The organism is Pseudacidovorax sp. NFM-22 (assembly GCF_021401245.1).
Classification (GTDB): domain Bacteria; phylum Pseudomonadota; class Gammaproteobacteria; order Burkholderiales; family Burkholderiaceae_C; genus Xenophilus.
The window spans coordinates 37567-57595 of record NZ_JACBFY010000011.1 but is presented as its reverse complement, the minus strand read 5'-3'; the positions used below and the strand labels follow the sequence as shown (position 1 = coordinate 57595).

Here is a 20029-nt window from a genome sequence, read left to right as displayed (position 1 = left end):
TGGGCGTTGTCGGGACGCGCGAGACGCCGGGGTGCTAACCCGGCAGAGGGCGCCGGCATGCGTGCTCCCGGTGCACGCTCGCGCTGACCGGCTTGTTGCACGGCACGGGTGCTCGCTCTCCACCGACGTGCTCGGGGTACTGCACGGCGCCGCGAATGGCACCTCCGCACGCACACCGGCACCCTCTGCCTCGACGCTGCGCTCGAACGGCCGGGTTCGGCCGCCCGGGTCCTCACTCCGTTCGCCCTGAGCTTGTCGAAGGGCAGAGCGGCGCGCGGCGCAAATGCCCGGCGGTGCTTGAGCCGCTTGCTTGCTGCCCATGGGGGCGAGGCTTCGACAGGCTCAGCCCGAACGGTCTGTGGGTTGACTGGTCCGCCTCGTCCCAAAACGCCAAGACCCCGGGATCAGGGCCAGGGCCAGGGCCAGGACCAGGACCAGGACCAGGACCAGGACCAGGACCAGGACCAGGACCAGGACCAGGACCAGGACCAGGACCAGGACCCCGGGACTCCTGGACTCAAGGACTCAAGGACTCGAGGATCCCACGGCCCTGATGGCCTCAAGCCCCCACGACCTGAAAAGGGGAGGGCTCGCGCACAGCGTCGAGGCGGAGGATGCCGGTGTGCGTGCGGAGGTGCCATTCGCGGCGCCGTGCAGTGCGCAAGGCGCGTCGGTGGAGAGCGAGCACCCGTGCAATGAGGCAAGTCGGTCAGCGCGAGCGTGCACCGGGAGCACGCATGCCGGCGTCCTCTGCCGGGTTAGTGCCCCTGCTTCTCGCGCACCCCGACCCCGACCCGACCCCGACCCGACCCCGACCCGACCCCCGACCCGACCCCGGACCCGGACCCGGACCCGAACAGGAGGTCCAGAAGCGCACCGCCCCAACCCCGAACCCGAACAGGAGACTCAGAAGAGACGCCAAACCCGAGTGCCATTCACGCTGCCGGCCCAGCCCATTCAATCCCTGAATCGCCCCATGTCGCGAAGCAATTTGCGACCAGCACCCCCCGCGCGCACACTCCCGCCGAGACAACTCCAGCGTCACCGGCCGGCCGCCGTCCACGCGCATGCGGCGCGGCATCCGAGCGCCCGGTGCCCGCCCCACGATGGCCCAGAATCCGACCCCACCCGCCGGCTCCGCGCGCGTCCGCAGCGAACGCGTGCTCGCCACCCCCGACGAACTGCGCGACCGACTGCGCCAACTGGGCCGCGCCCCCGCCGAAGCCGCCGATCCGCGCCTGGCCATGGTCCGCGAGATCGTCGCCCGGCACGCCCTGCAGCGCGGCGGCCTGCTGCCTGCGCTGCACGACGTGCAGGACGCGCTGGGCTGCGTGCCGGCCGAGGTCGTGGGCGAGATCGCCCTGGGCTTCAACCTGTCGCGCGCCGAGGTGCATGGCGTCGTCAGCTACTACCACCACTTCCGCAGCGAACCCGCCGGCCGCCACGTGCTGGAGGTCTGCCGCGCCGAGGCTTGCCAGGCCATGGGCGCCGACGCGCTCTGGCAGCATGCCTGCGAAGGCCTGGGCCTGCCCGAAGGGGGCGGCACGCGGCCCGATGGTTCGCTGACGCTCCAGCCCGTCTATTGCCTCGGCCTGTGCGCCCAGTCGCCGGCCGCCATGCTCGACGGCCGGCCGCATGCGCGGCTCTCGCCCGAGCGGCTGGACCGGGTGATCGGCGCCTGCATGGCCGCGGAGGTGGACGCATGAACGCCGTCACCGTCTACGTACCCCGCGACAGCGCCGCCCTGGCCGTCGGCGCCGATGAGGTGGCCGTGGCCATCGAACGCGAGGCCACGGCCCGCGGCCTGTCGGTGCGTCTCGTGCGCAACGGCTCACGCGGCATGCTCTGGCTCGAAACCCTGGTGGAGGTGCAGACGCCGCAGGGCCGCGTGGGCTACGGCCCGGTCGCGCCCGAGGACGTGCCGGCGCTGTTCGACGCCGGCTGCCTCCAGGGCGGCGCGCATGCGCTGGCGCTGGGCGTGGTCGATGAACTGCCGTGGCTCCAGCGCCAGCAGCGCCTGACCTTCGCGCGCGTAGGCCTCACGGATCCGCTGTCGCTGGCCGACTACGAAGCGCATGGCGGCCTGCTCGGCCTGCGCCGCGCGCTCGCCATGCCGGCCACCGAGGTGGTGCAGCAGGTGACCGATTCGGGCCTGCGCGGACGCGGCGGCGCGGCCTTTCCGGCCGGCATCAAGTGGAAGACGGTGGCCTCGGCGGCGGCCAGCCACAAGTACGTGGTCTGCAATGCCGACGAGGGCGATTCCGGCACCTTCTCCGACCGCATGATCATGGAGGGCGACCCCTTCGTGCTGGTGGAGGGCATGACCATCGCCGGCATCAGCACCGGCGCCACGCGCGGCTACATCTACGTGCGCTCCGAATACCCCTTCGCCGTGCGCATGCTGCGCGAGGCGGTGGACATCGCCCGCACCGCCGGCATCCTGGGGCCCGACGTGCTGGACAGCGGCCGCGCCTTCGACATCGAGGTGCGCATGGCGGCCGGCGCCTACGTCTGCGGCGAAGAGACGGCCATGCTCGAAAGCCTGGAAGGCAAGCGCGGCATCGTGCGCGCCAAGCCGCCGATCCCGGCGCTGTCGGGCCTGTTCGGCCAGCCGACGGTGATCAACAACGTCATCACCTTCGCCTCGGTGCCCATCATCCTGGCGCGTGGCGCGGCCTTCTACCGCGACTACGGCGTGGGTCGCTCGCACGGCACGCTGCCGATCCAGATCGCGGGCAACGTGCGCCGCGGTGGACTGGTCGAGCTGGCCTTCGGTGTCACGCTGCGCGAGCTGCTGACGGACTGGGCCGGCGGCACCGCCTCGGGCCGGCCGGTGAAGGCGGTGCAGGTGGGCGGCCCGCTGGGCGCCTACGTGCCCGAATCGAAGTGGGACGTGCCGCTCGATTACGAGGCCTACGCCGCCATGGGCGCTGTGGTGGGCCACGGCGGCATCGTGGTGCACGACGACACGGCCGACCTTTCGAGGCTGGCGCGCTATGCCATGGAATTCTGTGCAATCGAATCCTGCGGCAAGTGCACGCCCTGCCGCATCGGCTCGACGCGCGGCGTCGAGGTCATCGACCGCATCACCGCGCGCGCAGGCACCGCCAAGGACGAACAGGTCGAGTTGCTGCGCGACCTGTGCGACACCATGCTGGCCGGCTCGCTGTGCGCCATGGGCGGCATGACGCCCTACCCGGTGCTGTCCGCGCTGGACCATTACCCCGAGGACTTCGGCCTGCAGCCGGCCGCCGCCGCGCAGGCCCCGGCCGGCGCCGTCGCCTGACGCGCCGCACCCGCACGAAGAACAACGAACGAGACCCGCAAGGAGCCCCCGATGCTCGACCACCTCAAGACCACCGACTACGGCACGCCGCTGCGCGAGTCCGCGCAGGAAGTCACGCTGGAGATCGACGGCCAGTCCGTCACCGTGCCGCAGGGCACCTCGCTGATGCGCGCCGCCGTCGATGCCGGCGTGCAGGTGCCCAAGCTGTGCGCCACCGACAGCCTGGAGCCCTTCGGCTCCTGCCGGCTGTGCCTGGTCGAGATCGAGGGCCGCAAGGGCTTCCCGGCCTCGTGCACCACGCCGGCCGAGGCGGGCATGAAGGTTCGCACCCAGAGCCCCAAGTTGCAGAAGCTGCGCAAGGGTGTGATGGAGCTCTACATCTCCGACCATCCGCTGGACTGCCTCACCTGCTCGGCCAACGGCAACTGCGAGCTGCAGGACATGGCGGGCGTCACCGGCCTGCGCAACGTGCGCTACGGCTTCGACGGTGCCAACCACCTGAAGGCGTCCAAGGACGAATCCAACCCCTACTTCAGCTACGACCCGTCCAAGTGCATCGTGTGCAACCGCTGCGTGCGGGCCTGCGAGGAGACGCAGGGCACCTTCGCGCTCACCATCAGCGGCCGCGGCTTCGAGTCGCGCGTCTCGCCGGGGCAGGACCAGCCCTTCATGGAGAGCGAATGCGTGAGCTGCGGCGCCTGCGTCGAGGCCTGCCCCACGGCCACGCTGCAGGAGAAGTCGGTGATCGAGCTGGGCCAGCCCGAGCACAGCGTGATCACCACCTGCGCCTACTGCGGCGTCGGCTGCGCCTTCAAGGCCGAGATGAAAGGCACGCAGGTCGTGCGCATGGTGCCGTGGAAGGACGGCAAGGCCAACGAGGGCCACAGCTGCGTCAAGGGCCGCTTCGCCTGGGGTTATGCCACGCACCAGGACCGCATCACGACGCCCATGATCCGCGCCAAGATCACCGACCCGTGGCGCGAGGTGAGCTGGGAAGAGGCCATCGCCCATGCGGCCTCGGAGTTCCGCCGCATCCAGGCCAAGCACGGGCAGGATTCCATCGGCGGCATCACCTCCAGCCGTTGCACCAACGAAGAGACCTACCTGGTGCAGAAGCTCATCCGCGCGGCCTTCGGCAACAACAACGTCGACACCTGCGCGCGCGTGTGCCATTCGCCCACCGGCTACGGCCTGGGCCAGACCTTCGGCACCTCGGCCGGCACGCAGACCTTCAAGTCGGTCGAGAAGAGCGACGTCATTCTGGTGATCGGCGCCAACCCGGCGGCGGCGCATCCGGTGTTCGCCTCGCGCATGAAGAAGCGCATCCGCCAGGGCGCGCGCCTGATCGTGGTCGACCCGCGCGAGACCGAGATGGTCAAAGGCCCGCACCTGCAGGCCGACTTCCACCTGGCGCTCAAGCCCGGCACCAACGTGGCCCTGATCAGCGCGCTGGCGCATGTGGTCGTCACCGAAGGCCTGCTGGCCGACGACTACATCGCCGAGCGCTGCGACGAAAAATCCTTCAAGGCCTGGAAGGACTTCGTCGCCCGCCCGGACAACTCACCCGAGGCCATGGAAGCCGTCACCGGCGTGCCCGCCGCCGTGGTGCGTGGCGCCGCGCGCCTCTATGCCACGGGCAATGCCGAGGGCGTCAAGACCGGCAAGCCCGTCAACAGCGCCATCTACTACGGCCTGGGCGTGACCGAGCATGCGCAGGGCTCGACCATGGTGATGGGCATCGCCAACCTGGCCATGGCCTGCGGCATGGTCGGCCGCGAAGGCGTGGGCGTGAACCCGCTGCGCGGCCAGAACAACGTGCAGGGCAGTTGCGACATGGGCAGCTTTCCGCACGAGCTGCCGGGCTACCGCCACATCAGCGACACCACCACCCGCAGCCAGTTCGAGGCCGCCTGGGGCGTGGAACTCAGCCCCGAGCCGGGCCTGCGCATTCCCAACATGTTCGACGCCGCGCTGGACGGGAGCTTCATGGGCCTGTACTGCGAGGGCGAGGACATTGTGCAGTCCGACCCCAACACGCAGCACGTGGCCGCGGCGCTCTCGGCCATGGAATGCATCGTGGTGCAGGACATCTTTTTGAACGAGACGGCCAAGTACGCGCATGTGTTCCTGCCCGGCTCCTCCTTCCTGGAGAAGGACGGCACCTTCACCAACGCCGAGCGCCGCATCTCGCGCGTGCGCAAGGTCATGCCGCCGCTGGCCCAGTACGCCGACTGGGAGGTAACGCAGCTGCTGGCCAATGCGCTGGGCTACCCGATGCACTACACGCATCCGCGCGAGATCATGGCCGAGATCGCGGCGCTCACGCCCTCCTTCGCGGGCGTCAGCTACGACAAGCTGGACCAGCACGGCAGCCTGCAATGGCCCTGCAACGACAGCACGCCCGAGATCGGCACGCCGATCATGCACATCGACCGCTTCGTGCGCGGCAAGGGCCGCTTCATCGTCACGCAGTACGTGGCCACGGACGAGAAGGTCACGCCGCGCTTCCCGCTGCTGCTGACCACCGGCCGCATCCTGTCGCAGTACAACGTGGGCGCGCAGACTCGGCGCACGCCCAACAACCAGTGGCACAGCGAAGACCGGCTGGAGATCCATCCGCACGACGCCGAGGAGCGCGGCATCCACGACGGCGACTGGGTCGGCATCACCAGCCGCGCCGGCGAGACCGTGCTGCGCGCCACGGTCACCGAGCGCATCCAGCCCGGCGTGGTCTACACCACCTTCCACTTCCCCGAGTCGGGCGCCAACGTGATCACCACCGACAGCTCGGACTGGGCAACCAACTGCCCGGAATACAAGGTGACGGCCGTGCAGGTCGCGCCTGTCGCGCAGCCGCAGCAGCGCTCGGCCTGGCAGTGCGACTACGCCCGCTTCAACGCCGAGCAGATCGCCCACCTGGAGGCCGCCACCGATGGACGCTGACGACAACCTGGTGCGCATGGCCAACCGCATCGGCGACTTCTTTGCTGCCCAGCCCGACCACGAGGAGGCGCTGGCGGGCATCGCCGAGCACCTGAAGAAGTTCTGGGCGCCGCGCATGCGGGCCGATTTCCTGGCGGCGCTGGATGCCGGCGCGCCCGCCTTGCATCCCCTGGTGCGCGAGGCCGTGACGGCGCATCGCGCGCAGCTCGCGCCGGCCGCCAAACTTCAGGGTTAACCCCTGACGCGTTCGATCATCGAACGCTGAAGTGCGCTGAACGAACGCCGCGGCGGCGGCGGCGTTGTAGGAGGCGGTCGCGGTTTTTAAAGTCGCGGCCGTTCCGGTTCTTCTGGGCCGGCCCGCGACCCCATTCCTCCTTCCTCCGCCGCCCATGCGCCGTTCCATCGCCACCGTTTCCCTCAGCGGCACGCTGCGCCAGAAGCTGGAGGCGGTGGCGGCGGCCGGATTCGACGGCGTGGAGCTCTTCGAGCCCGACTTCACGCACTTCCCCGGCTCGGCCGCCGACCTGGGCCGCATGGCCGCCGACCTGGGCCTGACGATCGACCTGTTCCAGCCCTTCCGCGACTTCGAGACGATGCCGCCCGAGGCCTTCGCCCGCAGCCTGGAGCGGGCCGAGCGCAAGTTCGACCTGATGCAGGCCATGGGCGTGCCGCTGATGCTGTGCTGCTCCAACACCTCGCCGCTGTGCGTGGACGCGCCGGCGCTGGCCGCCGAGCAGCTGCATGCGCTGGCCGAGCGCGCCGCCCGGCGTGGCCTGCGCGTGGGCTTCGAGGCCCTGGCCTGGGGCCGCCACACCTCGCTCTACGGCCAGGCCTGGGACATCGTGCGCCGGGCCGACCATCCGGCGCTGGGCCTGATCCTGGACAGCTTCCACACGCTCTCGCTGCGCGACGACCCGGCCGGCATCGCCGACATCCCGGGCGACAGGATCTTCTTCCTGCAGATGGCCGACGCGCCGCTGATGAGCCTGGACGTGCTGCAGTGGGCGCGCCATCACCGCTCCTTTCCGGGCCAGGGCGACTTCGACGTCGTGGGCTTCTACGAGCAGGTGCTGCTGGCCGGCTACAGCGGTCCGCTGTCGCTGGAGATCTTCAACGACGTGTTCCGCGAGACGCCCAACCGCCGCACGGCGGTGGACGCGATGCGCTCGCTGCTGTACCTGGAAAGCCAGGTGCGCGAGCGCCTGGCGGCCCGCGCCGCGGCGCCCGCGCCCGACGCCCGCGCCGGCTCGGTCCTGACGCTGCGCGGCCTGGCCGAGCCGCCGGCCGCGCCCGCCTTCGCCGGTGTCGCCTTCATCGAATTCGCGGCCGACGAGGCCACCGCGCCGCAGCTCGATGTGCAGTTGCGCCAGCTGGGCTTCCGCCGCGCGGGGCGCCACCGCTCCAAGGCGGCCACGCTGTACCGGCAGGGCGACATCGCCATGATCGTCAATGCCGAGCCGGCCTCCTTTGCGCGCAGCCGCTTCGAGCTGCACGGCCCCTCGGTCTGCGCCCTCGGCCTGCGCACCGCGCAGCCGCAGGCCGCGCAGGACCGCGCCATCGCCCTGTGCTCCCAGCGGCACCGCAGCCCGCTCGGCCCGGGCGAGGTGGCGGTGCCGGCCATCGTTTCGCCCGGCGGCAACCTGGTGCACTTCGTCGACGCGGCGCTCGGCACCGACGGGCTGTTCGCGGCCGACTTCGTGCTGGACGAGGGGCAGGCGCCCGATGCCGGCCTGCAGCGCGTGGACCATGTGGCTCTGGGCCTGAACCTGGACCAGTACGACACCTGGACGCTGTTCACCCGTGCCGTGCTGGGCCTGTCGCTGGCCGAGAGCCAGGAGCTGGCCGATCCCTTCGGCCTGGTGCGCAGCCGCGCCGCCGCCGACGCCGGCCGCAACGTGCGGCTGGTGCTCAATGCCTCGCTCAGCCGCCGCACGCTCACGGCCCGCACCGTGGGCCGGCGCGGCGACGGTGGCGTGCACCACATCGCCTTCGCCTGCGAGGACATCTTCGACACGGTGGCCCGGCTGCGCGCGCGCGGCATCGCCTTCCTGCCGATCTCGCCCAACTACTACGACGACCTGCCCACGCGCTTCGATCTCGACCCGGCACTGCTGGCGCGCATGCGCGAGGCCGGCGTGCTCTTCGACCGCTCGGCGCAGGGCGACTTCCTGCACATCTACACCCGCGCCGCGGACGAAGGCCTGTTCTTCGAAGTCGTGCAGCGCATCGGCGCCTACGACGGCTATGGCGCCGCCAACAGTCCGGCCCGCATGGCGGCCCAGGCCCAGGCCTGAGTCAGCCACCGTCCTTACGCTCAACCCGTTCCCGTTCCACAACCACACGCCACATACCAACGCGGAGACCTCGCACCATGTCCACCTCATCCCACGCGCACGAGCCTGAAGGCCGGCGCCAGTCCAGGAAGGCCGCCGCCAGCGGCTGGATCGGCTCGGCGCTGGAGTACTACGACTTCTTCATCTACGCCACGGCCGCCTCGCTGATCTTTCCCCAGATCTTCTTCCCCAAGGGCGATCCGGCCATCGCCATCATTGCCTCGCTGGCCACCTACGGCGTGGGCTACGTGGCGCGCCCCATCGGTGCCTTCGTGCTGGGCCACATGGGCGACACGCGCGGGCGCAAGCAGGTGCTGGTGCTGTGCATGTTCATGATGGGCTTCTCGACCATCGCCGTGGGCCTGCTGCCCACCTACGACCAGATCGGCCTGTGGGCCCCCGCGCTGCTGGTGCTGTGCCGCCTGGTGCAGGGCTTCGCCGTCGCCGGTGAGATCTCGGGAGCCAGCTCCATGATCCTGGAGCACGCGCCCTTCGGCCGCCGCGGCTTCTTCGCCAGCTTCACGCTGCAGGGCGTGCAGGCCGGCCAGATCCTGGCTGCGGCCGTCTTCCTGCCGCTGGCGCACTACATGCCCACCGACCAGTTCAACAGCTGGGGCTGGCGCGTGCCCTTCATCCTGAGCTTCGTCGTCATCATCATCGGCTGGATCATCCGCCGCGAGGTGGACGAGACGCCCGCCTTCACCCAGGAAGGCGCCGCCAAGCCGCGCTCGCCCGTGACCGAGGCCTTCAAGAACCACGCTCCCGACATGCTGCGCGTGGTGCTGATGTCGCTGATGAACGTGATCCCGGTGGTGGCCACCATCTTCGGCGCCGCCTATGCCGTGCAGCCGGCCTACGGCATCGGCTTTCACAAGGACGTGTACCTGTGGATCCCCGTGCTGGGCAACATCCTGGCCGTGCTGGTGATCCCGATCGTGGGGAACCTCTCGGACAAGATCGGCCGCCGCCCGCCCATGATCGTGGGCTCGGTGCTGGCCGGCCTGCTGGCCTTCGGCTACCTGTACGCGATCAGCATCGGCAGCGTGCCGCTGGCCATCGTGATGTCGCTGCTGATGTGGGGCATCGTGTACCAGGGCTACAACGCCGTCTTCCCCAGCTTCTACCCGGAGCTGTTCCCCACCCGCACCCGCGTGTCGGCCATGGCCATCTCGCAGAACGTGGGCACGGCCATCACCGCCATGCTGCCGGCCGTCTTCGCGGCCGTGGCGCCTCCCGGCTCCACCAACATCTGGATGACCGTGGGCGCGCTGGCCTTCGGCATCACCGTGATCTCGGCCGTGGCCTGTTTCACCGCCCGCGAGACCTACCGCCTGGCCATGAACGACCTGGGCAAGCCCGAGGCGGCTCCGGTGCCCGAAGGCGAATACATGCGCCTGCGCGACGAGGCCCTGGCTCAGGCGGCGCGCGCCTGACCGGCGCCATGCCCCCGCACGGCGTGCGGCGGGTGGATGGCTCCACTTCGCCGGCCGTCCAGGCTGGGCACAATCCCGAGGCCGTGGTGCTGCAAGCGCCACGGCCTTTTTCCATGGGCGCGACGCGTGCCGAAAGGGCGGCGGCACCGGGCCGCCGCGGCGTCATCTGTCCGCTACGGCCATCGCGCCCACGACCGCCCGCCTGCTTCACCGCCGCCATGTCCCACATCGCCACCGAACCGCTGCTGCCCTCCCTCGTGCGCCTGCCCGTGCATGTGCAGGGCGAGGCCGGGCTGCCGCCCGAGGGCGCGCAGCGCGAGGACGTGCTGGCCGCCGAGGTGCCGGTGGCGCTGGTCTTCAACGGCATCTCGCATGCCGTGATGATGGCCACGCCGCAGGACATCGAGGACTTCGCGCTGGGCTTCGCGCTGAGCGAGGGCATCCTCGATGCCGCCGCCGATTGCCGCGGCATCGAGGCCGAGGCCGTCGACGCCGCGGCGGCCGGCCTGCCCGAGGGCATGCCCGGCATCGAGGTGCGGCTGGAGATCTCCACGCGCGCCTTCGAGCGCCTCAAGGGCCGCCGCCGCAGCCTGGCGGGGCGCACCGGCTGCGGCGTGTGCGGCGTCGAGAGCTTCGCCGCGCTCGACCTCACGCCCGTGCCGCTGCCCGCGCCCGACTGGCTGGCGCAGGTGGACCTGCCCACCGTGCTGCGCGGCTTCGCGCAGCTGCCGCCGCGCCAGCGCCTCAATGCCGAGGCCGGCGCCATCCATGCCGCGGCCTGGGCCACACTGGGCGGCACGGTGACCGACGTGCTGGAGGACGTGGGCCGCCACAACGCGCTGGACAAGCTGGTCGGCCGCCTGGCGCGCGAAGGCCGGCTGGGCACGCCGGGCTTCGTGCTGCTGTCCAGCCGCGGCAGCCACGAGCTGGTGCGCAAGTGCGCGCGCGTGGGCATCGCGGCGATGGCCACCATCTCGGCGCCGACGGCGATGGGCGTGCAGATGGCGAAGGCGAGCGGTGTGCGGCTGTGGGGGCTGTGCCGCGCGCCGCGGGGGGTGCTCTACACGCCCTGAACGGGCTGCGCCGTCACCCCTCTTCCCAGCCCTCTGCCGCAAGGGGAGAGGGAGCAAGGCGCCGCCTCGTCGCGTGACTGGAGCCCCTCTCTCCCCGTGGGAGAGGGGTTGGGGAGAGGGGGTGAATCCATCCGCACGGCATTGCGCATGCGGGCGCCGTCCCCCCTCTCCCCAGCCCTCTCCCGCAAGGGGAGAGGGAGCAAAAGCCTATGCGCCGCGCCAGCGCCGGGATTCAGCCCAGCGCCAGCACTGCCTCGGCCGCCGCGTCAATGTCCTGCGGCCCCAGCGCCGCCACTTCCACCGGCCGCCGCGTGGCCCAGGCATGAAAGTGCCGTGCCTGTGAGCGCTCGTAATGCGGGTCGTAATGCAGCGCCATCAGCTCGCCGAAGAGCAGCGGCAGCGCGCCTTCGCTCGCCCACTGCTGCCAGCGCTGCACCGTCTCCTTGCCCTGCATCTCCTTGAGCGCGCCCAGCCGCTCGGCCAGGGCCTCGCGGTCGTCGCCCAGGTAGGCGTAGTCGGTGAGCAGGTAGGCCAGGCGCGCCTCGGGCGTGGCGCGGATCTCGATGCAGTCGGCCGCACGCATGCGCTCGACCAGCGGCTGCGGCACCGACAGGCGGCCGATGCGCGGGCTTTCGCCTTCCACGTACAGCGGACGCGCCGGGTCGCTGGCCTCCAGCGCGGCGGCGATGCGGGTCTCGAACTGCTTCTGCGATGGCTGCGGCACGCCGGGCCAGGCGCCCAGCAGCGAGCCCTTGTGGCAGGCGGCGGCCTCCAGGTCCAGCACCTGGGCGCCGCGCTCGGCCAGCGCCTCCAGCACGCGGGTCTTGGCGCTGCCCGTGGCGCCGACGATCACGCGCAGCTGCAGCGCCGGCACCAGCTGGTCGATCTGCGTGACCACGTGCTTGCGGAAGGACTTGTAGCCGCCGGCCAGCTGCTGCGCGTCCCAGCCCACCAGGCGCATCCACTGCACCATCGAGCCGCTGCGCAGGCCGCCGCGCCAGCAGTAGACCAGGGGCCGCCACTTGATCGGCCGCTCGGCCATCACCGGGCTTTGCAGGTGCCGCGCCAGGTTGGCCGCCACCATCGCGCCGCCCACGCGGCGGGCCTCGAAGGCGCCCTGCTGGTGGTAGAGCGTGCCGACGATGCGGCGCTCCTCGTCGTCGAGCACCGGACAGTTGATGGCGCCGGGAATGTGGTCCAGCGCGAATTCGGAAGGCGAGCGCGCGTCGATGACGGTGTCGAAGGCGTGGCGGTCTTCCGGGCGGACGGGGCGGGGCTGGCTCATGGGGCGCGATTGTCGGCGGCCGTCTCACGGGAGCGCCACGCGGGGGGATCGGTCGGGTACTGGCCTGCATCGGCGTCGGCCTGGCCGGCCGGCGGCGTATGGCCGTCGACCGCTCAGGCCCCCCAGCGCCGCCGCACCCAGCCGCTGGCGCCGTCCACCAGCGCCACCAGCGCGAACATGCCCAGCAGCACCGTCATCGACTGCGCCTGCTGGAAGATCGACAGGTGGAAGTACAGCATCTGCCCCAACCCGCCGCCGCCCACGAAGCCGAGCACGGCGGCCATGCGGATGTTCATCTCCCAGCGGTAGAGGCTGTAGGCCAGCCACTGCGGCGCCACCAGCGGCAGGCTGGCGTAGCCGAAGGCGGCGATGCGGCCGGCGCCGGCCTCGCGCAGGGCACGCTCGGGCGCGGGCGGCGCGTTCTCCAGCGCCTCGGCGAAGAGCCGGCCCAGCACGCCGGTGGTGTGCAGCGACAGCGCCAGCGCGCCGGCGAAGGGGCCGATGCCGGCGGCCAGCACCATCAGCGCGGCCCACACCAGCTCGGGCACGCTGCGCAGCAGGTTGAGCACGAAGCGCGCGGCCTGCTGCGCCGGCCAGCCCGCGCGGCCCGAGGCGGGCAGCGCCAGCATCGCGCCCGCGGCCATGGCCAGCACGGTGCCCAGCGCCGACACGGCCAGCGTCTGCAGCGCACCCTGAGCCGTGCGCACCAGGAAGTCGGGCGACAGGTCGGGCGGGAAGAACTCGGCCACGAAGCGGCCCATGTGGCCCATCGACTCGGCCGAGACCAGCGCCGACAGGTCCAGCCCCAGCCAAGCGAAGCTGGCGACGATGGCGGCCAGCACGGCCACGAGCACGATGCGGCAGCGCCAGCAGGGTGCGGGCCGCGGGGGCAGCGATTTGGCGAGGTGGCCGTTCATGCCAGCAGCCTCCGAAGCCCATTCGACAGCGCATCCGCGAGCAGCACCAGCGCCAGGAAGACCAGCAGGATGCTGCAGGCCTCGCCGCCGTTGAGCATCTTCATCGACTGGTCCATCAGCTGCCCCAGCCCGCCGGCGCCGACGAAGCCCATGACCACCGAGGCGCGCACCGCGCATTCCCAGCGGTAGACGGTGTACGAGGCCAGTTCCTGCGCCGCGTTGGGCAGCAGGCCGTAGGCCAGGGCGGCGATGCGGCTGCTGCCCGATTCGAGCAGCGCCTGGGCCGGCCGGTTGTCCACCGACTCCAGGATCTCGGCATACACCTTGCCCAGCATGCCGCCGTAGGTGACGGCCAGGGCCAGCACGCCGGCGGCCGGGCCCAGGCCCATGGCCCGCACGAAGAGCAGGGCCCAGACGATCTCGGGAATGGCGCGCAGGCCCATCAGCAGCAGCCGCGCCGCCCGGCGCACGAGGCCGCCGCGCAGCCGCCCTGGGCCGGGGCCGAGGCGCGACACCGACAGCGCCCGCGTGGCGGCGAAGGCCAGCGGCACCGCGATCACGAAGGCCAGCGTGGTGCCGGCGGTGGCCATGGCCAGGGTTTCCAGCGTGGCGCGGCCCAGCAGGGCCAGGAAGTCGGGCGACAGCGCGGGCGGCCAGAAGGCGGCGAGGAAGCCACCGATGACGGCCAGGTTGCCCCTGGTCAGCAGCTGCCAGGGCTGGAACTCGGACAGCTGCAGCACCGGCCAGGCGATGGCCAGCGCCGCCAGCGCGCCGATCAGGCGTCGGCGCGCGGCCGGGTCGCGCAGCGGTGGTGCGGCAACGACGGGCGCCGAGGCCGGCGAGGCGGCGGTGATCGTGCGGATCGTCATCTGCGCCCTGACACAGACGGAGCAGACCGCGACGTCATCGGCATGCCGGCGGCAGAAAAAGGTAGGTCGGCGTCATCGCAACATGAGCGCCATGCGGCTCTTGTCCTCATCGGCAACCCGAGGGAATGAAGGCCGCTGCCGGCGGCGTCACCGCCACGGCCTCGTCGGCGGCGGGCAGGCCGCCTTCCGCCGCATACAGCGCGGAAAGCCGCTCCGGCGTCACCTCGGCGGCCGGCAGGTCGAACAGCACGCGCCCGCCCTGCAGCCCGACCACGCGCGGAAACCAGCGCAGCGCCAAGTCCACCGCATGCAGCGAGGCGCAGAGCGTCGCACCGGTGGCTTCGCTCTGCGCGGCCAGTGCGCGCAGCGTGGTGTCGGCCAGCGTGGGGTCGAGCGCGGAGACGGGCTCGTCGGCCAGCAGCAGGTCGGGCCGCTGGTAGAGCACGCGCGCCACGGCCACGCGCTGGAACTGCCCGCCGGAGAGCCGGTCGCAGCGCTCGAAGAGCCGGCCCTCGATGCCCACCTGTGCCAGCGCGGCATGGGCGCCCTGCAGGTCGCCGGGCCGCAGCAGGGAGCCCAGCGCCCGCAGCGTGGACCATTGCCCCAGCCGGCCCGAGAGCACCGCCGTCACGGCCCGCAGACGCGGCGCGATGGGCGGCTGCTGGTGCACGGTGCCGATGCGCGCGCGCAAGGCGCGCAGGCGCCGCGCGTCGGCCTGCCAGGGCGCCTGGTCCAGCAACTGCACCTGGCCTTCGCTGGGCCGCAACGCCGCACCCAGGATGCGCAGCAGCGTGGTCTTGCCCGCGCCCGAGGGGCCGATGAAGGCGATGCGCTCGCCGAGCCGCGCGGACAGCGTCACGCCTTGAAGCGCCCGCTGTCCGTTGGGATGGACCAGGCCCACGCCTTCCAGTGTAAAGCTCACGCCGTGCCTTTCTTGCAGTGGAGGTGGCTTACTTGATCAGGCCGGCCGACTTGCCGGCAGCCTCGATGCCGTCGTAGTTGGACGACTGCGTGGGCACGAACTTGCTGGCGCGCTGCAGCTGCATGATTTCCTTCTGCTCGGGCTTGGCCGGGTCGAGCTGCAGGAAGGCGTCGGTCAGCTTCTTTGTCAGTGCCGGGTCCAGGCCGGGGCGCACCGTCCAGTTGTAGTCGAAGTACGGGGGCGTGGTCGCCAGCACGCGCACCTTGGCGGCATTGGGATTCTTGGCCTCGACCAGCTTGTCCCACACCGAGGCGTTGAGCACGCCGGCCTCGGCGCGGCCTGCGGCCACGAAGGCGACGGTGGCGTCGTGCGCGCCGGAATAGGCGACGGTCTTGAAGTCCTTCTCGGGGTTGATGCCGTCCTTGAGCAGGAAGAAGCGCGGCATCAGGCTGCCCGAGGTGGAGGAGGGCGCGCCGAAGGCGAAGGTCTTGCCCTTGAGGTCGGCCAGGGTCTTGGCGGTGCTGTCGGCCGGCACGATGAATTTGCTGGTGAAGACCTCGTCCTCGGCCCGCTGCACGATGGGCTTGGCGCCGCCGTTGGTGCGGATCTTGGCTTGCACGTAGGTGAAGCCGCCCAACCAGGCCAGGTCGATCTTGTTGGTGGCCAGGCCCTCGACCACGGCGGCATAGTCGGTGACGGGCGTGAACTGCACGTTCATGCCGGTCTGCTGCTTGAGGTATTCGCCCAGCGGGGCGAACTTGCGCTGCAGTTCGGTGGGCGCCTCGTCGGGAATGGCGGACACGCGCAGGGTGCCGGTCTGGGCATGGGCCGGGAGCGTGCCGAAGGCGGCGGTGGCGAGCAATGCGGCCAGGGTGGCGCGGCGGGAGAAGGTCATGGTGTTGGCTTCGTTGAAAAGACAGGATGGCAAGGGCAGGAATGGGGGCGCTTCGATAATCCGGCGCTTGTCCCTACCACGCCCTCAGGAGAACACTGCGATGCAGCAGCAGCGACCGATGAACCCGCTGGCGCCGATGCGCCTGACCAGCTTCTCGCACGGCGGCGGCTGCGGCTGCAAGATCGCGCCCGGCGTGCTCAGCGAGATCCTGCGCAGCAGCGGCGCGGGGCTGATTCCGCCGGAACTGATGGTGGGCATCGAGACGGCCGACGATGCGGCCGTGTATCGGTTGAACGACGAACAGGCGCTGGTGGCGACCACCGATTTTTTCATGCCGATCGTGGACGACCCCTACGAGTTCGGCCGCATCGCCGCAACCAATGCGATCAGCGACGTGTACGCGATGGGCGGCACGCCGATCCTGGCGCTGGCGCTGGTGGCGATGCCGGTCAACCAGTTGCCGGTGGCGGTGATCGGCGACATCGTGCGCGGCGGGCAGGACGTGTGCCGCGCGGCGGGCATCCCGATCGCGGGCGGCCACACCATCGATTCGGTGGAGCCGATCTATGGGCTGGTGGCGCTGGGGCTGGTGCACCCCGACCGCGTGCGGCGCAATGCCGATGCGCGTGCCGGCGACGTGCTGGTGCTGGGCAAGCCGCTGGGCGTGGGCGTGCTGTCGGCGGCGCTGAAGAAGGAGAAGCTGCCCGAGTCGGGCTACCGGCAGCTGATCGCCAACACGACCAAGCTCAACACGCCGGGGCCCAAGCTGGCTGCGCTCGATGGCGTGCATGCGATCACCGACGTGACGGGCTTCGGCCTGGCGGGCCATGGGCTGGAACTGGCGCGGGGCGCGGGGCTGCGGGTGGTGATCGAATGGCCGCGCGTGCCGCTGCTGGAGGGCGTGGCAGCGATGGCGGCCGATGGCTTCGTGACGGGGGCGTCGGGGCGCAACTGGGCGGGCTATGGGGCCTCGGTGTCCTTGTCTGCCGGGCTGCCTGACGTGACGCAGGCCCTGGTGACCGATCCTCAGACGGCGGGCGGGTTGCTGGTGAGCTGCGCGCCGGAAGCCGTGGATGCGGTGCTGGGCGTGTTCCGTGACGAAGGGTTCGAGTCGGCGGCGGTCGTGGGGCGCTGCGAGGCGGGCGAGGCGGGGCTGGTGGTCGAGGGCTGAGGCCTGGCCTATGGAGGCTGCCTTTGCTGGACGGGATGGTCGCCCGGCAGGTGTTCCACGTCGGAGGATGAGGCTGAGCGCTTGTGCTGTTCGAAGCGGTTGAGCGGGTGGCGCGTGTTGCTCTGGATGCGCCGTCCTGCCTGCGCGTTCGATGAGGTCCGCCTGATGCGGGGCACCCGCGGGCGTCGCCCACAGGCTGCGCCGCTCGCTGAACGCTCGCGGAACCTGCGGTGCTCGCCGGATGAGCGCGCGGCATAACTCGCTGCGCGCTGACGCGCTCCGCTCAGACAAATGCCGCGAGTCAGAAGGAACGGCCCGCGGAGACCGCGGGCCTCGCTCATCCGGCTGCGCGCCTCGGCGCATCCTGAGGGCGCCACCCGCGGGCACCCCGCACCAGGCTCCTGGGCGCGCCGGTGGCGGGCTCCCCTTCGGGATTGCCCGTTGGGCACGGCCTTTGGGCTTGTAGGGTCTGGTTTGACTCCTCTCCCCTCTGGGGAGAGGTTGGGTGAGGGGCCAGCGGCGGTGGATGCAACGCATGGTCATTACCGCCCAAGCCCTCACCCCAACCCTCTCCCAGAGGGAGAGGGAGGAAGAGCGGCCTTTGTCGCTCACTCGAATTCCCCGCACCCTTCTTTCCGCTACGCCTTTCGGGGGACAGCCGCCGTCGCGAGCGGGCCGAGGTTGCGCCGAGAAGCGCAGCCGTACATGGGTACGGCGAGCATCGCAGGTGCAAGATCGACCCGCGCAGCAGGCGGATGCCCCCGAAAGGGCGGAGGGGAGAGGGAGTCGAACCCTCCCAGCGACGCGTGGCGCCACCCACCGGGTTTGAAGCCCGGCCGCCCCACCAGGGACGTTTCCCCTCCGAATGGGCGACCGCTGCGCGGCGCCCATGGAATGTTGTCTCGCGCGGCCCCGCCGCTGTCCGGCCGCCTGCGGCGCCAACCTCGCCACCTTCGTGGCCGGCGTTGCACAGGCTCTCATGCGCCCCGCCCCCCGAACATCGCCGTGTCCGGCCGCAGCAGGTGCGTGTCCTTGACGCGCCGCGTGTAGCCCACGCGGTCGAAGAACTCCAGGATCTGGATCGCGCGCTTGCGGCCGAGGCCGGTGGCGTCGCGGAAGCTGGCAGCCTGCAGGCCGTCCGGGCCGTCGATGCAGTCACGGGCCAGGGCCGCCAGCCGCTCGACGGTGGGCAGCGGATAGTACAGGTCTTTGACCACCTGGAAGGCCGCGCCACGCCGGGCCAGGCTGGCCAGCGTCTGGCGCACCATGGCCTCGCTGGCGGCCAGGTCCTTGGCCAGGTCGCGCACCCAGGGCGGGTCGAAGCCGCCATCCGCGAGCTTCGGCAGCAGTTGCTGCGCGAGCTTCTCTTCGGCGGCGTTGAGGCGGGCCGCATGGTCGGGCAGGTGCAGCCAGTGGGCGCTGCGCACCAGGCGGCCGTCCGCCACCAGTGCCTCGACCAGCGCGCGCCACAGGCCATCATCGGTGCGCGGGCCGGCCAGGCGGCGCAGGCGGCGCGCGTCGGGGCCGATCTCGGCGGGCTGGGCCTCGTGGAAGGCGCGCAGGCGCTCGATGACCTGGGCCTGCAGGGCTTCCAGGTGGCGGCGGGCGATCAGCATGCCGTCGATGCGCAGCGCATCGGCGGGCAAGGGCGCCAGTGCGTCCGGGCCAGGCAGGGCCAGGGCGCGGGCCAGGCGGGTGGCGTCCAGGCCCAGCGGGGCGGCCTGCAGCAGGCCGTCGATCAACGCGGCGCGCTCGGGCAGCGCCCAGGCCGCCAGTTCGGCCAGGCGCTGCGGCGTGCGGCGGTAGCGCACGGGCGCATCAGGGTCGAGCACGCGCACGCCGGCCACGGTGCGCGTGGCACTGGCATCGCGCAGCACGCCGCGGTCACCATGCCAGGCGGCGACGGGCTCGCGCAGCACCAGCTGGGCCAGGCCGGTGCCGCCAGCCGCCAGGGTGTCGCGGTCGAGGAGGGCGATGGAGGCCATCACGTCGCTGGCGCCCAGGTGCACATGCACGGGCGTGCCCGAGCGCAGCGCATGGGCCTCGCCGGGCCACAGCGTGAGCTGCACGTCGAGGCGCGTCGTGGCGAGGGCGACGGCCGGGGCGCACAGCCAGTCGCCGCGGCGCACCTCTTCCTTCGCCAGGCCGGCCAGGGCCAGGGCGCAGCGCTGGCCGGCGCGGGCCTCGTCCGCCGGGAGGTTCTGCGCATGGATGCCGCGCAGCCGGGCGCTGCGTTCGCCGGGCACCAGCCGCAGCTCGTCGCCGATGCGGGCGGTGCCGGCATGCACGGTGCCGGTGGCGACGGTGCCGACACCCGACAAGGTGAAGGCCCGGTCGGCCGCGAGCCGGAAGGCCAGCGCGTCGTCGTGGGCGCGCACCTCGCCTGCGGCTTGCAGCAGGTGCTGGCGCAGCGGCTCCAGCCCTTCGCCGGTCTGGGCCGAGACCGGGAACAGCGGTGACCCAGCCAGCGGCGTGTCCGCCAGCAGTTCGGCGATCTCGGCGCGCAGCTGGGCGATGCGGGCTTCGCGCTCGGCGGTATCGATGCGGTCGATCTTGGTCAGGGCCACGCTGCCGCGGTCCAGGCCCAGCAGCGCGACCACGGCCAGGTGCTCGCGCGTCTGCGGCATCACGCCGTCGTCGGCGGCCACCACCAGCAGCGCATGGTCGATGCCGGTGGCGCCGGCCAGCATGGTGTGCAGCAGGCGCTCGTGGCCGGGCACGTCGACGAAGCCCAGGGAGACGTCACCGGCCTGCAGGTAGGCATAGCCCAGCTCGATGGAGATGCCGCGGCGCTTCTCCTCCGGCAGGCGGTCGGTGTCCACGCCGGTCAAGGCGCGCACCAGGGTGGTCTTGCCGTGGTCGATGTGGCCGGCGGTGCCGACGATCAGGGTGCTCATCGTTC

At 71.6% G+C, this 20029-nt stretch carries 14 protein-coding genes and 1 tRNA gene; 8 read left to right on the top strand and 7 right to left on the bottom strand.

The window, feature by feature from the left end; all coding sequences use genetic code 11:
- Positions 1-1106 precede the first annotated feature (1106 nt).
- The 7 genes from L0984_RS27775 (at position 1107) to fdhD (ending at position 11068) form a co-directional block, all read left to right on the top strand.
- Positions 1107-1706: a formate dehydrogenase subunit gamma gene (locus tag L0984_RS27775; RefSeq protein ID WP_370646215.1), complete on the top strand. Its 600-nt coding sequence runs from the start codon at positions 1107-1109 to the stop codon at positions 1704-1706.
- On the top strand, positions 1703-3286 hold the full coding sequence (locus L0984_RS27770) for a formate dehydrogenase beta subunit (RefSeq protein ID WP_234197640.1): 1584 nt from the start codon (positions 1703-1705) through the stop codon (positions 3284-3286). Before L0984_RS27775 ends, L0984_RS27770 begins: the two co-directional genes overlap by 4 nt.
- A 51-nt stretch (positions 3287-3337) precedes the next feature.
- Positions 3338-6229: a formate dehydrogenase subunit alpha gene (gene fdhF, locus L0984_RS27765; RefSeq protein ID WP_234197639.1), complete on the top strand. Its 2892-nt coding sequence runs from the start codon at positions 3338-3340 to the stop codon at positions 6227-6229.
- Positions 6219-6464, top strand: a complete 246-nt coding sequence (locus tag L0984_RS27760; protein WP_234197638.1) for a formate dehydrogenase subunit delta — start codon at positions 6219-6221, stop codon at positions 6462-6464. Before fdhF ends, L0984_RS27760 begins: the two co-directional genes overlap by 11 nt.
- Before the next feature lie 154 nt (positions 6465-6618).
- Positions 6619-8523 (top strand): bifunctional sugar phosphate isomerase/epimerase/4-hydroxyphenylpyruvate dioxygenase family protein, encoded by a 1905-nt coding sequence (locus L0984_RS27755; RefSeq protein ID WP_234197637.1) that lies wholly within the window; start codon positions 6619-6621, stop codon positions 8521-8523.
- 77 nt (positions 8524-8600) lie between these two features.
- Positions 8601-9995 (top strand): MFS transporter, encoded by a 1395-nt coding sequence (locus tag L0984_RS27750; RefSeq protein ID WP_234197635.1) that lies wholly within the window; start codon positions 8601-8603, stop codon positions 9993-9995.
- A gap of 218 nt (positions 9996-10213) precedes the next feature.
- Entirely contained in the window at positions 10214-11068 is an 855-nt protein-coding gene (gene fdhD, locus L0984_RS27745; RefSeq protein ID WP_370646214.1) for a formate dehydrogenase accessory sulfurtransferase FdhD, read from the top strand.
- A 232-nt stretch (positions 11069-11300) separates the two neighbouring features.
- Here fdhD and mnmH read toward each other — a convergent pair whose 3' ends face one another.
- The 5 genes from mnmH to L0984_RS27720 all read right to left on the bottom strand — a co-directional run bounded on the left by mnmH (position 11301) and on the right by L0984_RS27720 (position 15956).
- Positions 11301-12353, bottom strand: a complete 1053-nt coding sequence (mnmH, locus tag L0984_RS27740; RefSeq protein WP_234197633.1) for a tRNA 2-selenouridine(34) synthase MnmH — start codon at positions 12351-12353, stop codon at positions 11301-11303.
- Between the two features lie 113 nt (positions 12354-12466).
- Positions 12467-13270, bottom strand: coding sequence for a phosphonate ABC transporter, permease protein PhnE (gene phnE / locus L0984_RS27735; RefSeq protein WP_234197632.1), 804 nt, complete (start codon positions 13268-13270; stop codon positions 12467-12469).
- Positions 13267-14139 (bottom strand): PhnE/PtxC family ABC transporter permease, encoded by an 873-nt coding sequence (locus L0984_RS27730; RefSeq protein WP_234197631.1) that lies wholly within the window; start codon positions 14137-14139, stop codon positions 13267-13269. The genes phnE and L0984_RS27730 overlap by 4 nt, the downstream gene beginning before the upstream one ends.
- Positions 14140-14245: 106 nt before the next feature.
- A complete protein-coding gene (locus L0984_RS27725; RefSeq protein ID WP_234197630.1) occupies positions 14246-15061 on the bottom strand; it encodes a phosphonate ABC transporter ATP-binding protein in 816 nt (271 codons plus the stop codon).
- Positions 15062-15089: 28 nt separating this feature from the next.
- Positions 15090-15956 carry a putative selenate ABC transporter substrate-binding protein gene (locus L0984_RS27720; RefSeq protein ID WP_234197629.1) on the bottom strand — a complete coding sequence of 289 codons (867 nt, stop codon included), beginning with the start codon at positions 15954-15956 and terminating at the stop codon, positions 15090-15092.
- Between the two features lie 100 nt (positions 15957-16056).
- Between L0984_RS27720 and selD the strand changes: the two genes are divergently transcribed.
- Positions 16057-17127, top strand: coding sequence for a selenide, water dikinase SelD (gene selD / locus L0984_RS27715; protein WP_370646213.1), 1071 nt, complete (start codon positions 16057-16059; stop codon positions 17125-17127).
- Between the two features lie 770 nt (positions 17128-17897).
- Here selD and L0984_RS27710 read toward each other — a convergent pair.
- Positions 17898-17990: transfer RNA gene (locus tag L0984_RS27710), tRNA-Sec, on the bottom strand.
- Positions 17991-18104: 114 nt separating this feature from the next.
- Positions 18105-20015 (bottom strand): selenocysteine-specific translation elongation factor, encoded by a 1911-nt coding sequence (gene selB, locus L0984_RS27705; protein WP_234197730.1) that lies wholly within the window; start codon positions 20013-20015, stop codon positions 18105-18107.
- Positions 20016-20029 lie beyond the last annotated feature (14 nt).